Origin of the sequence: Streptomyces adustus (assembly GCF_009377175.1) — a bacterium.
In the GTDB taxonomy this organism is placed as follows: Bacteria; Actinomycetota; Actinomycetes; order Streptomycetales; family Streptomycetaceae; genus Streptomyces; species Streptomyces adustus.
In genome coordinates this window covers 1-13,398 of the sequence record NZ_VJZD01000254.1, presented here as the reverse complement: position 1 = coordinate 13,398, position 13,398 = coordinate 1, and the positions used below count along the sequence as shown (strand labels likewise).

14 protein-coding genes are annotated in these 13,398 nt (G+C 67.2%); 7 read left to right on the top strand and 7 right to left on the bottom strand.

Going from position 1 to position 13,398, the window contains the following annotated elements; translation table 11 throughout:
• On the bottom strand, window positions 1-249 hold a 249-nt coding region (locus tag FNH09_RS49165), incomplete at its 3' end, for a LexA family protein (protein WP_238427351.1).
• Window positions 246-479, bottom strand: a complete 234-nt coding sequence (locus tag FNH09_RS38170) for a hypothetical protein (protein WP_152894461.1) — start codon at window positions 477-479, stop codon at window positions 246-248. The genes FNH09_RS38170 and FNH09_RS49165, both read right to left, overlap by 4 nt.
• Before the next feature lie 1,116 nt (window positions 480-1,595).
• Here FNH09_RS38170 and FNH09_RS38165 point away from each other — a divergent pair.
• The 5 genes from FNH09_RS38165 (at window position 1,596) to FNH09_RS38145 (ending at window position 7,340) form a co-directional block, all read left to right on the top strand.
• Complete coding sequence (locus FNH09_RS38165) at window positions 1,596-2,579, top strand: serine/arginine repetitive matrix protein 1 (RefSeq protein ID WP_152894460.1); 984 nt, start codon at window positions 1,596-1,598, stop codon at window positions 2,577-2,579.
• A 352-nt stretch (window positions 2,580-2,931) separates the two neighbouring features.
• Complete coding sequence (locus FNH09_RS38160; RefSeq protein WP_152894459.1) at window positions 2,932-3,801, top strand: serine/threonine protein kinase; 870 nt, start codon at window positions 2,932-2,934, stop codon at window positions 3,799-3,801.
• 47 nt (window positions 3,802-3,848) lie between these two features.
• A complete protein-coding gene (locus tag FNH09_RS38155) occupies window positions 3,849-4,424 on the top strand; it encodes an ABC-three component system middle component 2 (RefSeq protein WP_162469720.1) in 576 nt (191 codons plus the stop codon).
• A gap of 5 nt (window positions 4,425-4,429) precedes the next feature.
• Window positions 4,430-6,445 carry a DNA recombination protein RecN gene (locus FNH09_RS38150; protein WP_238427350.1) on the top strand — a complete coding sequence of 672 codons (2,016 nt, stop codon included), beginning with the start codon at window positions 4,430-4,432 and terminating at the stop codon, window positions 6,443-6,445.
• A gap of 466 nt (window positions 6,446-6,911) precedes the next feature.
• A complete protein-coding gene (locus FNH09_RS38145; protein ID WP_238427349.1) occupies window positions 6,912-7,340 on the top strand; it encodes a DUF6233 domain-containing protein in 429 nt (142 codons plus the stop codon).
• A gap of 1,155 nt (window positions 7,341-8,495) precedes the next feature.
• On the opposite strand, the gene FNH09_RS38135 is transcribed toward FNH09_RS38145, so the two are convergent.
• A complete protein-coding gene (locus FNH09_RS38135) occupies window positions 8,496-8,894 on the bottom strand; it encodes a hypothetical protein (protein WP_238427348.1) in 399 nt (132 codons plus the stop codon).
• Between the two features lie 291 nt (window positions 8,895-9,185).
• Here FNH09_RS38135 and FNH09_RS38130 point away from each other — a divergent pair, with 291 nt between their 5' ends.
• Window positions 9,186-10,262 carry a ParA family protein gene (locus tag FNH09_RS38130; protein WP_152894455.1) on the top strand — a complete coding sequence of 359 codons (1,077 nt, stop codon included), beginning with the start codon at window positions 9,186-9,188 and terminating at the stop codon, window positions 10,260-10,262.
• Window positions 10,259-11,308 (top strand): ParB/RepB/Spo0J family partition protein, encoded by a 1,050-nt coding sequence (locus FNH09_RS38125; RefSeq protein ID WP_152894454.1) that lies wholly within the window; start codon window positions 10,259-10,261, stop codon window positions 11,306-11,308. Before FNH09_RS38130 ends, FNH09_RS38125 begins: the two co-directional genes overlap by 4 nt.
• Window positions 11,309-11,403: 95 nt before the next feature.
• Here the strand turns inward: FNH09_RS38125 and FNH09_RS38120 are convergent, their stop codons facing one another.
• The 4 genes from FNH09_RS38120 to FNH09_RS38105 all read right to left on the bottom strand — a co-directional run.
• On the bottom strand, window positions 11,404-11,934 hold the full coding sequence (locus FNH09_RS38120) for a hypothetical protein (protein ID WP_152894453.1): 531 nt from the start codon (window positions 11,932-11,934) through the stop codon (window positions 11,404-11,406).
• On the bottom strand, window positions 11,931-12,359 hold the full coding sequence (locus FNH09_RS38115) for a RapZ C-terminal domain-containing protein (RefSeq protein ID WP_162469718.1): 429 nt from the start codon (window positions 12,357-12,359) through the stop codon (window positions 11,931-11,933). The genes FNH09_RS38120 and FNH09_RS38115 overlap by 4 nt, the downstream gene beginning before the upstream one ends.
• A gap of 73 nt (window positions 12,360-12,432) precedes the next feature.
• Window positions 12,433-12,948, bottom strand: coding sequence for a hypothetical protein (locus FNH09_RS38110; RefSeq protein ID WP_152894452.1), 516 nt, complete (start codon window positions 12,946-12,948; stop codon window positions 12,433-12,435).
• 12 nt (window positions 12,949-12,960) lie between these two features.
• The coding region (locus FNH09_RS38105) for a WhiB family transcriptional regulator (protein ID WP_152894451.1) at window positions 12,961-13,398 on the bottom strand (438 nt) is incomplete at its 5' end.

Sequence of the window (13,398 nt, the reverse complement as noted above, 5' to 3'; positions counted from 1 at the left end):
CTGGAAAGTTTCCCTGAAGGATAAGTCCGCGAACTCTGGGTTCCTTTCATGGCCTTGTGCGGCCTGTCTCGGCAATAACTCTATGACGCGTCCCTCGTCCGCGAAGGCGTGGGCACGTCGTATGCTCAGTCCCAGCGCCGCACCCAGCTCCCGCACCGACAGGGCCTCCCCGCGGTCGACGATCGCCCGGCGGATGTGACCGAGGATCTCTTCCTCGCGTTCCGTCAGGTGCTCCGGCCGGCGCCTCACCGGGCACGCTCCAGCGCCCGGCCCCGGCGACGGAGCTCCGCCCGCGCGGCCGGGACCGCCACGGCCGGCCGCGACCAGTACGGGTGCCAGAGCAACCGGGCCGACAGGGCGTACAGGCGGCGGCGCAGCACCGCCGTGCGGGCCGGACGGGACACGGCAAGAGCGTCGTAGGTGCGGTACCAGGCGGCTTGCAGCAGCACCAGGTCGTGGGGAAGGGCAACACGGTCCATCCCCTCATTGGAACTCCTGTTCGAATTTCTCTGCAAGCGACACCCCGCCACCACAGCCAGGCCCCCGGCCGGACCAGTCGGCGGCCGCGCGTCACATCCGCTCCGGATTACGGCATAACCCATGCAACAGCCGGACTTGCGGGGCTAGGCGAGGGGCGGTGTAGAGGCACAGCACCCGGCCTCCGGGAGTGCAGACGCCGGGACTTGCGGAGCTTGCAACCGTCTGCGTCATCGTGCTGCCCGCCCCGTCCCGGCCCTGCACGCCGGACACACGGGCTTTGGGCCGTACCTGCGCCCCGGTGCCAGTGCCATCCGGACTTGCGCGGCTAACCCCCGCACCGGAAACAGTGCGGCAAAACGCTCGTTTGGAGGCGTCAGCGGGAAAGGCCCTGACCGACGAACGGTCCGGGCCTTTGCCGTGCCCCACAAGGCCGTATGGGGCGCCGGACTGACCCGGAGGCCCGACCGGCAATCGACTCGCCAGATCAATGCCGTCGGGGCTTGCGCGGCTAAGCCCCCTGGCCGCCAAGGTCCTGCCCGTACGTGCCGCCGCCTCACACCTGGAGCCCCGACCATGACCGCACCCCGTATCCCCGATGCTGTCAGCGGCCTCACCGCTGCAGGCCTGACAGCTATCGGTGGTGCCCCAACATGGATCGCGGCCCTCATCCTGTCCCCTGTCTTGCTCGGGGCAGTGGCCCGCAGCCTCACGGAGGTGCTCGCCGCCGTTTCCCGCTTCCGCTCAGAGTCAGTGCGACGACGGCAGACGGACCGGCTCCTCGACCTCGCCGACGCCGAACGGGGCTTGAGTCACCTCGAATGCGTACAACAGAACGCCGCGGCCCCCACGCTTACGCCACTCCCAGACGAGCTGGCCCCAACCACTCCACCACCGGGATCACCCCCATGACGTCGGATAGCCTCTCCTTCTCCGACGCGAGAAAACCGGACATCAGGCCGGGTCAGGATGCGGGGTGTGGACGGGCGATGGCGCCGAGCCAAGAACATGTGGAGAGCGGCGAAACTGCGATACCGACCGAGACAAGCCCGCCGCCGAGGCCTTGGCGGCCCCGAGTCCGGTCGCGCTCCGCTCCTGCCCAGCTGGACTTCCCGCTCGTGCGCAACGGGCTGGACTACCTGGCGAGCGTCGTGGAGCACCTTGATGAGAACGAGTCGGGGGTCACCCCCCGGGACGTGAAGTACGCGGTCCTCCACCTCCAGGCCGCCGTCGAGGTGCTACTCAAGGCCCGGCTGATGGCCGAGCACTGGAGCCTGGTTTTCAGCAAACCCGAGGACGCCACCCGCAAGGCCCTCGAGGAGGCCACGCTCTCCAGCGTCACCGCCGACCAGGCCGTGACCCGCCTGCGGAACATCGCGGCCGTGCCCATCACCGACAAGGAAGAAAAGGTACTTACCGGCCTGGTCAAGCACCGCAACAAGCTGCAGCACTTCGGCCTGACTGCCCCGGCCCGCGCGGTGGAGGCCAAGGCTGGTGAAGTCCTTGACTTCCTGATCCGCTTCGTCGATGAGGAGCTTCTGCCCCGTCTCGGCCTTAAAGAGAGGAAGGAGGCCGAGGCGACACTACGCGGGCTGCGTGGGGGCCTGGCCAACATCAACACCTTCGTGAAGGAACGAACGAACCGCATCCGCGGCGAGGTCAAGAAGGAGGGGGCCGAGAACCGGACCATTCGGTGCCCCGACTGCGACCAGATGGCGCTCGTACTCGGCGAGGCGGCCGGCCCGGACGGGGGCCCGATCGCCGCGTGCCGGTTCTGCGCGAGCCGTTGGGAGCCGGAGGAACTGCTGTCGTTCTTCCGGGCAGAGGGCCAGGACGAGCCGAGCGAGCTCAACACCTGCCCGCAGTGCGGGGAGTGGATGCTCGGGTGGGGGATCCGGATCCTCAGCGATCCCGTGGGGGAAGTCTCCTTCTGCTTCGCCTGCTCCGTTGCTTTCCCCGCCCTGTTCCCGTGCGACCGGTGCGGACGTCCAACCGATGTGGCCGACGGCAGTACCAGTCTGTGCGGGAGTTGCTGGGAGGACGCCGTGGAAAAAAATCGGGAGGACCCCTCGGACTATGGCTACCGCCAGGACGAGTGGTGACGGCAGTGGAGAGCACGGTGATCACGCCTTCCCTTGCCGAACTCCCGCCTGTCGACTCGGTGACCTCCGATCGCCAGGCACACCAGCCCCATCCACTGTGCCACTGCCGGGATACTGCCGGGCGCAAGCACCTTGATCGAATGATTCCGTAACACGTACGCTGACGGCCGTTACTGTGTGTGGCGCAGGGTGAACAGCCAGCTGAACACGGTTCGTTCGGCTTGCCTGCGAGATCCGGGGGTGCAGGTTGGACAACTCCATGCCGGTGGCAGCTGGTGTTCCACCCATCCATTTCGGAGTACACGAACTGCGGACCGGAAGCGCGGACGGAGCACGGGCCGACTTCGAGAAGATGCTTGCGCAGCTCGCCAGTGCGACCAATCCGAACGTCCGGATGATTGCCGCGAATCCGGGCGACTGGGGAATCGACGCTTTCGCCGGTGACCTCGGGGGCGCCATCACGGTCTGGCAGTCCAAGTACTTCATGCCGAAGACCACGACCAGCCAGTCTCAGCAGATTCGCGAGTCCCTCGCGAACGGACTGAAAGCCGCGGCGGCCAACGGCCACACCATCACGCTCTGGATCCTGTGCATCCCCTCAAGCATGGACGGGCCGGCAGCCCAATGGTGGGACGGCTGGAAGAAGCGGCAGGAGAAGGCGCATGGCCTCGTCATCGAGCTGTGGGACGAAACCAAGCTCGTGAAAAAGCTGCTGAGCCCCGAAGGTGACCAGGTACGCCGCGCCTACTACGAGCCCTTCACGGCACCCGCCGCCCCCGCCCAGGAACAGATACGCCTCGTGCTGGACGTGGAGGAGGACAAGGCGGCGGCGCTCGACTCGGCTCTGTTCGTGCGCCAGATGACCGAGGCCGGCCACGTCGAACTGGACTCGGCGAAACGGCAGTTCTTCAACGCCGACCTGGTGGCGCGCGAAGTCGCACACAAGGGCGTGCCAGCTGAGGTTGCCGCACTGAGCTCTGCTGACGCCACCCTTCACGGGGTGTGGGAGATGCAGTTCAACGAATGCTCGGCCGAAGGCACCCTCGCTGCTCTGCACGGCCGGGTATGGCGCGAGGTGCGCGGCGAGCACGACAAACTGCCCAAAGTGCTGCGTCTGGAGGTGACGCACAGCTGGGGTCTGGTCCACCGGCTGGTCGACAACCGTCGGGCAGGGTGGGTCACGCACTGGCGGAAGATCGCGAGCGGTCATGCCGACGACTGAGGGTTCGCATCCGTCCGTACCGCTCGACCACTAACGAGGAGCATGCCGTGCAAGCAGACCGGCCGGTTGTGATGCCCGAGGACGAAGTACCTTTCCGTCTCGCTCAACTGCTGCTGCTCCTTGACGCCGTCGCCGCACAGGACGCAAACGGGGCGACCCTGGAACGCATCGGGTACTACGACTTCCTGTCCGCGAACCCCTTCCTCGTGATTCCCTCCGAGGGCCGGGACGCGAGCCTCCTCCGGCTGGCCGGATTCGACCCGCAGGTCCTTGCCTACGCGTCCTCTTCACAGCGATTCACGAGCCGGCGAGAACGGATCCAGCACGACTTGGCGCTCCTGGTGGCCTATGGGTGCTGCCAGGTCCGAAATCGCAACGGCTCCCTCACCTACTCGATCACAGAGGCCGGTCAGCACCTCGGCGGACAGTTCACCGCCACCTACGCCACCTCCTTTGCTACCGCCGCAGACATCGTCGTCCGCCAGCTCCGCAAACTCAGCGACAAAAGGCTGCGCGAGCAGACCGCACGGTGGCTCAGGCCGGACGGACCCGACGGACCCGCAGCTGCCCTCATGAGCGTCCTGGGGCCAGGCCCGTTGCTGGAAACGTCCTGGGAGGGATGATCACCATGGAGCCGCTTCCCGGCATCCGGATCCGCCGTCTACGCCTGGTCGGCATGGAGCGGTCCTACAACGTCGATTTCACCGCCGAACAACGGGTACGGAACCTCTCCGTCATCGCCGGGGCATTCAGCTCCGGCAAAACAGCGGTCCTGGAATTCATCGCCTACGGGCTCGGCGCGAAACGGCACCCCCGCCACCAGGAGGTGCTGCGAAGGGTCCGTTCATGCCTCCTGGAGGTCGAACTCTCCGGCGAGCCGCACGTGATCGAGCGGTCGGTCGGAGAGCCCTCGAAGATCGCCTTCGTACGTCGCGGAACACTCGACAGCAGGCCCACCTCCAGGGCCGAGAGCAGGCCCATCGACCCGCCCGGGGCACCGGAGAGCCTGTCCTCCCTCCTCCTGAGTCACTGCAAGCTCGAAGGCGTCCAGCTACGCGAAGCGCCCACTAACAGCGAATCTCGCACGGACCCGCTCAGCTTCCGCGACTTGATGTGGCTCGCCTTCCTGCCCAACGAACGCGTCGCGGACAAGAATTTCCTGTTCGAGAACGACTACATGCGCAAGCACAAGCTGCGGCAGGTCGTTGACGTCGCCTTCGGGGTCCATGACGACCGCGCCGTCGAACTCGGCCAGCGCATCCAGGAACTCGGCGGCCGCCTCAACCGTGCCAAAGCCGAACTCGCAGCAGCCCGTGCCTTCGTCGTGGAGCAGGCTCCCACAGCACTGGACGGTGAACCCACACCTGCCGTCCACGAACAGGAGCTGGCTGACATCACGAGCCAGCTCACGGAGTTGGACCGCCGGGCGCAGGCGGGAACGGAATTCGCGGCCCAGCTGCGCCACCAGCACAAAGAGGCGGCCCAGACTTCTCACCGGGCGGCAGCGGTCCTGCGGGACTGCGAAACACAGCTCCAACGCCTGATGCCTCTCCGCGCACAGTACGCCGACGATCTCCTGAAGCTCGGCATGCTCGGCGAGGCACAGCAGATCTTCGACCCCCTGAGCGTCACCACCTGCCCCGCCTGCCTGAACCGGCTGTCGGCGCCCCCCACCGCCGACAACGGACGCTGCAGCCTCTGCCGCCACGAACTGACAGCAGCGGAAGGAACATTGGTCCTGGGCGCTGCCGACACCGGCAGCCAGGCCGGGGACGACCGGGTGGACGTCGCGGCCGAGACCCGGTCCACCAAGGCCCGCCTCAAGGAGATCACCACCTACATCGATGAGCTCGGCGCCTCGCTCGCCGCACTCAAACTCCGGGCGGAAGAAGCGGCCGTCCGGGAAGAGGAAGCCGCCGCCGCGCTGGACGCCGCGACGTCGCCCTCCGTCTCACCGTTCCTCGCCGCCCGCGACGACCTCCACCGAAGGCGCGAACAGGTCCTGCGCCAACTCGAACAGGCCGAGAGCGCGGTCAAACTCCGCGAAGGACTTGCCAAACGGGCCGACGCCGTGGAACGCCACGAAGCCCAGATCGCCCGTCTCCGCGAGGAACTCGCACAACTCGGAGACGCCTCCCGCGACCGCGATCGGGTCATCGCCAAGATCAGCGGCCGATACGGCGAGCTCCTGCGAGCCTGGCGCTACCCCAAGGTCAGTACGCCCCTCATCAAGACCGACCTCACCCCCTTCGTACGCGGTGAGCCGTACCAGGAAGCCTCCTCCGGCGCCCGCACCCTGCTCACCCTGGCCTGGCAGCTGGCCGTCTTCGAAATCGCCGTCGAAGCAGGGGCCGCACACCCGGGATTCCTCATGATCGACAGCCCCCAGAAAAACCTCGGCCACGGTGGCACCCTCGATGCCGTGATCGCGGACGCCGTCGCCATCGACGACTTCTACCACCACCTCGCCCTCTGGCTCGCAGAGCGCGGTAGCCGAGCACAGCTCATCGTCGCCGACAACAGCCCGCCACCGCTGGTGGAAAGCAGTGTGGTGGTGCGCTACAGCCGGAACGAGGACCGTCCGCCGTACGGGCTGATCGAGGATGAAACCAGTACGGACGAAGAGGCAGAAGCCGACGCGTGAAACGCCCTCCCAAACACGGGCCTTTCCTCGGTAGCAGGCTGCCCCCAAAGGCGCAGCGTTGCGGATCACTCACTCAGCAGTTGAAGCGCGGGCTCGACTCTAACGTCAGGCCGGCAGCCGCGTGTCGGTCAGCATCAGTGGCTGCCAGGGCTCGGACGGGTAGGGGGACCATGGCGCGGTGGGGGCGGCGGAGGCGAGAAGCGGTGTCAGCTCCCAGATACACCACCACTGGTCGACATCCAACCTAGTCAACCCAGGTCAACAGGCTGCACACGACTAACTTCGCAAACGACCCACCGGGCCTCCTGCTGTCCATGAACCCAAGTAGGTGAGTGGTTTTCACCTACGCAGCCGCTACAGAACACCGCGAGCCCAACCTTCGACGGCACATGCTCAACTTCTGACGGCACAGGACATCGAGCCAGCTCTGTGAGCTATCGCCGAATAGCCGCATAGAATCAAAAATATGTTCGATGACTTGCCTCCGGACCTGGAGCGTCTGCAGACCTTGCGGGTGTGGCATGCGATGTGGGTACAGCGCATCGACGCGAAGATCCAGGCGCTCCAGCAGCGCCAGGCAGAAGAGGCACACGGCCATCGGAGCAGGCCGCGGCCGCCCGAATGGATCGTGGAGCTCGGTCTCGGGGTAGGGCGCCCGCCGGTCCAGGTCCACGCCGGCGACTGCCACATGGCGGGCAAGCGCCGACGTCCCGTCGACCGCGATGAGGCCCGCCGGCTGCTCACCGCGGGCCTGCAAGCCTGCACCCACTGCCAGCCCGACGCGGTGCTCGGCATCCTCGACTTATCCCAGCCGCCCGGCCCCGCTCTCCCCACTCGCCGCGGCGCGCTGACCGAACGCCTGTACCGTCCGGTTCCTATGCTGCGTCCACGGTGATACGCCCGTCGCCAGGAACAGGACCCACGCCGATGACCACCGCCACTCCCCCGCCGGTCAGCGAACCGGACCCCTCCACCTTCGCTTGCCCCAGCACGCTGGTCGGTCCCTGCTCCGGGTGCCAGCGCTCCACCCACAAGTACGGCAGCGGCGGCCTCCCGCTCTGCCAGTGGTGCATGACCCTCGCACGGGAAGCCTGGGGACCTGCCGTTCGCTTCACCAGCACCCGCGCGCAGGCGCAGTAACCGGTACGACTGGCTTTGTTCACGCTGCCAACAAAGCCAGTCGAGCACCGATTGCGCAGCCTGGACGGCGCCGGTTGCGCAGCATCGCCGCCGCCGCGGGCCGGGTGCGCAGGCGACGCTCGTCTCCATCGGCACACCAAGGCGGCCGAGCAGTCTGGACGGGCGGGCCGCCCGCAGGGCGTCAGGGAAGTCTGTCGTCGTCAGCTCGGTCGCGGATCGCTCGTCTGGCCCGATGCCAGGCCGCGAAGACTTCGGGAAGCTGGTCCAGAATGCCGCGTGCTGTGAACAGAAGGACGCTCACAGCGCCCGCCACGCCCAAGATCCACAGCGTGAGTACATCCACCGATTCGACACCTTCGTGACAGAGGTCGAACCAGCGACGGATGTGCTCAGTTCGACCATAAAACGGTCAGAACTGAGTTCCACGCCGACAGCAAAGCTCAGGTACAGCTGGGAAGGGTCAGGCGGAAGCCGGGGCGTCCGCGGGTGGCCGGTTGGGGGCAGGAGTCCGGGTCGTGGTTCACGGATCGCAACAGGGATCGGCGACATGTCGGCTCGCCTGTCCACTGCGCCTGCGGATCACAGCCAACCGCACCGTGTTCAGCCTCGAGCGAGACTCAGCAATATCACCGCACCGAGGTCTCGCCTCTGCTACAGACCCCGGCCGGTAACTCCTGCAGCAACGTCTGCACGCCGCCAGCCCCGCCAGGCCGCCGACGGAGGCACTGCACGCGGGTGCAGTAACCGTACGACGGCGCCCTGAGCACCGGACCCGCGCGACGCGGCCAGCGCTGTGGAGCTGCTCGTTAGGACGGCGCTGGACGGCAAGCTGGTCGTATGGGGGGGTGGGCCGACGCGCGCTCGTGCGTCGGCCGCACGGCGGCATCGAGCCGCTCTGCTCAGCTCAGGGTCAGCCCGACGACGGACCGCACAGTGCGGTCACGATGGTGAACGAGGTCCGCACCATTGGGATCGCCATGGCTGGCGGCATCGCCGTGTGCGTCATCTCTCCATGCGCCATCTTGTTGCGGATCTCCCGGCCTGTGTCGAGCAGGTCGGCCTGGTCCGCGGTCAGGAGTCCCGAATCAGCGGCTTGTTTGATGAGCCTCTGCAGCGGTGCCTTTCCGGCGTTCGGGACCTTCGAGCGAAGCACCATCTCCACCGCGATGAGCGAGTGCAACACGGCCACGGTAGAGAACTCGTAGCAGAAGTAGGACTGGCGCAGCAGCTCCCGCGCGGTGTTGAGGACGGTCGCTGCCGCGTCGGGGACGCCAGCCGGAACGACGAGGTCCTGCACGAGGTCGTGCATGTCCGCGTACTGGTCGACGAAGTTGTGAGCTCGCGGATCCGGCACGGGGAAGGGGAGTTGCTGCGTAGTCACCCGCGCAGTGTGGCAGCCCGTCATCGGCAGGGACAGCTGGTTTCTCCAGCGGTCTCGGAGCCCAGCAGGATCTGAACGACGCGGTGAGCAAGAGGGAAGAGACGGGTTCTGCACCAAATCGGAGTTGACCTAGTAATGTTCGGCCACATGAGCATCCCAAGCCCACGGGGAGAGCGAGAGAAGCTAATTACAGCCCTCACTCCCCAGTTGCGTCGGCACTTGAAGATCCGCGCCTTTGAGCACGGAATGGACATTCAGGACGCGACCGAGCACGCGATCAACGCCTGGTACTCGGCGAGCGGCCTTCCCGAAGCCAAGACCGACGGCGCGAAGACGTGGGGCACGTTCCTTCCCGTCGGTGAGCCGGACAAGTTCAAGGCCGCCTGCTCAGACCGGGGCGTCACCTACGTGCAGGGGCTCGCGCAGGCGTTGACCCTGTGGCTCGACAACCACCCGTCGCCCTCCGCGCCGCTGGTGTCGCAGCCGGTCGTGCGGGTCATAGTGGCCAATCAGAAGGGCGGCGTCGGTAAGACGTTCCTCTCTTCCGGGATCGCTCAGGCTCTGGCGGAAGCCGGCCACCGGGTGCTGATCGTCGACTACGACCCGCAGGGGCACCTCACAGCGGAACTCGGCTTCGAGGACCTCATGTACGAGGACGACGTCGAGACGCTGATGATGCACATGGATGGCACCGCCAAGGGCGACATACACGATCTGCTGGTGGCCCTGGACGGCGAGCGGTTCGGTGAGCGGCTGCATCTGCTCCCCGCCTCCGACGACGCGTTCCTGCGCGACGTTGCTCTGTCCAAGGTGAGCTTCAGCGAGGCCGCCCTGGAACGGGCCCTGGAGCCGCTCGAAGCGGACTACGACGTCATCATCATCGACGGGCCCCCCAGCCTGGGCCTGAACATGGACACGGCGCTCTACTACGTCCGCCGCCGTGATGGGGAGCTCGCTGACCGCTCCGGGGTGATCACTCCTGTGTGGGCAAACAAGGCCTCGCACCGGGCGTTCCGTCTCCTCAGCCGACAGATGGGCGATCTGTGCAAGAAGGGCCGGATCCAGGTCGACTACATCGGTCTGATCATCAACGCGTATGACAGCCGCCGCGGCAAGCTCGTGCAGGAGAACAGGGAGCAGTGGGAGAAGAGCAGTTCCCCGCCTGTCCTCGCGGTGATCGGAGACCTGAAGGAAGGCCGTGAGGCCGCCGATGGTGAGATCCCGTTGCTGGAGTACGCCCCCGACAGTGAACACGCGCAGGTCATGCGCGATCTGGCCAAGGAGCTTGCCGTATGACTCCCCCGCCGCAGCGGATCACCCGCGGATTCAGCATGGATGAGGGAGAGGGTGGCGTGCAGGCTGCGCCGCGCCGTATCCGCACTCGTCAGCAGATTATGAGCGGTGAGGGTAAGCGGCCGCCGGCGGCGGTGGAGTTGAAGCTGCTCGCAGGCAATCCGTTCAACCCGCGGGATGAGCTCACTGATATCGAAGAGACTGCGGAGTCTCTTCAGGCCAAGGGGCAGATCCAGCCTGTCACCGTGGTGCGAAGGGCAGCTTTCCTGGAAGCGCACCCGGGGCAGGAGGATGCCCTGGGTGCGGCCGAGTATGTCGTCATCGACGGAAACCGGCGCTTGGCTGCGGCCGATCTGGCGGGCCTTGCGGAACTGCGGATCGACGTTCATGACGAGCTCGCTGCGACAGCAGAGGACATCCTGGAGTCCGCGCTCATCGCGAACATTCACCGTGTGGACGTGCCGCCGCTGGACCAGGCCAGGGCCATCCAGCAGCTCGTGCAGACTCACGGGTCCCAGGGGCAGGTGGCGAAGCGCCTGGGTAAGACACCGGCTTGGGTGTCGCAGCGACTGGCCCTTCTGGAACTGACCCCGGACCTGCAGGAGAAGGTCGAGGCAGGCGAGCTGAAGGTGGAGCCGGCCCGCCGGATCGGACGTCTGCCGAAGGACCAGCAGGCGGAGGCGGCGGAGACGGCTATTAACGCCGTTAAGCCTCCGCGCCAGCGTCGTCCCAAGCCCGAAGGGGGCGGCACTCCGGCTGAGACCGTTAACGCCGTTAATACCTCCGAGGGCGACAGGGAAGCCGAGCCGACCGTTAACGCCGTTAATACCCCGGCTGCTGACACTGAGCAGGCTGAGGCTGCGGCAGGCAGCGGCCAGCCGAGGAGACTGCCTTACGACGACGCATTCTCCGTGGTTACCCATCTGCATCTGAAGATGGAGCCAGCCGTCTTCGCTCAAGGCGCTCGCGTCTGGCTGGACATCCTGCGCCGGGAGCACCCTGCGGAGTACAGCGCGCTCCTGAAGGAGCTGGCTGAACAGCCCGTCTGATCCCTCACAGCGGAGAGCGTTGCCGGAAACGCAAGAAGGCCCGGTTCCCCCGCAGTCGCGGGGGAACCGGGCCTTCGCTGTGATCAGTCGTGTGTTCAGGTCGCCCACGTCGCGGTCGGGATCTGGTCGGGGTCGGGAATGCCGGCAGCGTTCGTGGGTGCGGCGGGGTGCCGCATGGCGGTGATCGGGATCGCTCCGCACCTCGTGGGCGGCGCCCAGACCATGCGCCAGGTGTCGTCCCACTCGCACCCGCATCCGTCGTGGTCCGGGTGCGGGTGCCGTAAGAAGACGCCGTGGGTGTGGACGGCGCGCGGGATGCGAGGGATAAGCACCGCCGGGTCTTCGCCCGGGTACAGGTCCAGGTTCCGCCCCCCGTGGATCCGCGCCATGTACGCAGCAGCGGACTCGATGATGTCGGCCCACTTCTGGTGCCCGAGCACGAGGAACGCGACCGGGTAGAGGTGATCGTCGGTGGGGTCGTCGATCCCGGTGATGCGAAGGTCGTGGTGGGCGAGGAAGCCGTTCTCCACCGCGTCCTCGCCGGGTGTCCAGAGCTGTTCGACAGGGTGCATCGTGCCGTCGTCGCCCTCGCTGGTCCCGATCTCGTACAGGCCTGTGGTGGTCATGCGCTCGCTCCGGTGGCGGTGTCGACCGTCGTCTTGAGGACGCGCGGGAGATGGACGTGCAGGTGCTCGACTACGACCTCTCGGCCGCGGTCGCGAAGTGCTCGGGCCAGGATTTCGGTGAGGCTGCTGGCACGGTGTCTGCCGCCTGCACATCCGATCGCGATGCGGCGGGGGCCGGCGGGGAGGTCGGCGTAGTCGGCGAGGTTGGCTATGAGTTCACGGGCGCCAGGAGTGTTCAGGACGATGTCCTGGACTCGGGGGTTGAGGCCGTCCAGGTCGAGGATGTCGCGGGCTGCGGCCGGGTCGCGGAGGCGGTCCCGGACATCCTCGATGCGGTCCGCCGATGGCGGGACAGGGCGGCCGTCGGCGTCCTTAGGAAGGTGGAGGAAGCCGAACGACGTCAGCTCGACGGGAGTCGGTTGCACGGGCGTCCCTTCAGATGGATAGGCCTTGGCGGCCGGCGCGGTACGGATCGGCCGCCAAGGTGTGGGGGCGGCGCTATTCGTGGTCGGGGCGGGGACTGGTCGTCTCGTGCGCGGTGATGGCCGTGCCGAGGCCGGCCGGGTCGGTGTCGCCGACCCAGCAGCCGGTGGTGTGCCAGACGCTGCTGCGGCCGGTGTCGGGGTCGTGCCACACCTGGTAGGCGCCGTACCGCTCGATGACGCCCACCTCGGAGAGAGCTTCGGGGGCCAGGTCGTCGTCGGTGGCGACGCTTGCCAGCTCGCATCCGCTCTCCAGCACGGCGATGGCCGTGACGTGCAGGCGCATTCCGTCGCCCGGGGCCCTGGGCAGTCGCAAGTGGCCGGTGACGCGCAGCAGGTCGCTGGCTCCCAGCTCGTGCAACGCGGCGTGCGCAAGAGCGGGATCCGCGGTCTGGCACGGCATGACGAGTTCGTCGATGCGCTTGTCGGTAGGGGAGACGACCAGCTGGAACGCGGCAGTGGTGCCGTGAAGGTCGTCGGGCAGGGTCTGGTCGTCCAGGTATCCGTCCAGGACTATGACGGGCTCGTCCATGACCGCGTCCTCCTACACGACACCGGCGACGAGCCGGGCCAAGTTGCGTCGTTGCTGGATGGGGGTGATCGTGCGTGGCCGCGGCATGGGCCCGTTCAGTTCACGGTCCATGCGCACGATGCGGGCCTGGCCGACGGTGAGTGGGGTGTGCCGGGCTATTTCGCGCTGCTCACGCAGCCGCTGGTCGTGGTCGGCGACCACGGCGGTCCAGTCCGCGCCAAGACGGTCGGCGAGCCGGCGCCGCAGTGCCGTGCGTTGCCGGGGGGTGGTGCCTGCCCAGATGCCCTCGGTGGTCAGAGCGGGGTGGGCGAGGCTCCATTTCAGGCAGGCGGTCGCAATCGGGCAGGCGGCGCAGGCGAGCTTGGCCTGGTCGGCTCGCGCCGAATCGGCGTCACCGATGTCGTAGACGAAGAGCTGCGGGGTGGCGCGGCAGGCGGTGGGGGTGGGGGG

Bases quoted from the DNA above. Each gene is read 5' to 3' on its own strand.
- FNH09_RS38120 (WP_152894453.1), bottom strand. From the start codon at position 11,934: ATGACCACCACAGGCCTGTACGAGATCGGGACCAGCGAGGGCGACGAC.
- FNH09_RS38135 (WP_238427348.1), bottom strand. From the start codon at position 8,894: ATGCACGACCTCGTGCAGGACCTCGTCGTTCCGGCTGGCGTCCCCGAC.
- FNH09_RS38160 (WP_152894459.1), top strand. From the start codon at position 2,932: ATGCTTGCGCAGCTCGCCAGTGCGACCAATCCGAACGTCCGGATGATT.
- FNH09_RS38145 (WP_238427349.1), top strand. From the start codon at position 6,912: ATGTTCGATGACTTGCCTCCGGACCTGGAGCGTCTGCAGACCTTGCGG.
- FNH09_RS38125 (WP_152894454.1), top strand. From the start codon at position 10,259: ATGACTCCCCCGCCGCAGCGGATCACCCGCGGATTCAGCATGGATGAG.
- FNH09_RS38150 (WP_238427350.1), top strand. From the start codon at position 4,430: ATGGAGCCGCTTCCCGGCATCCGGATCCGCCGTCTACGCCTGGTCGGC.
- FNH09_RS38110 (WP_152894452.1), bottom strand. From the start codon at position 12,948: ATGGACGAGCCCGTCATAGTCCTGGACGGATACCTGGACGACCAGACC.
- FNH09_RS38170 (WP_152894461.1), bottom strand. From the start codon at position 479: ATGGACCGTGTTGCCCTTCCCCACGACCTGGTGCTGCTGCAAGCCGCC.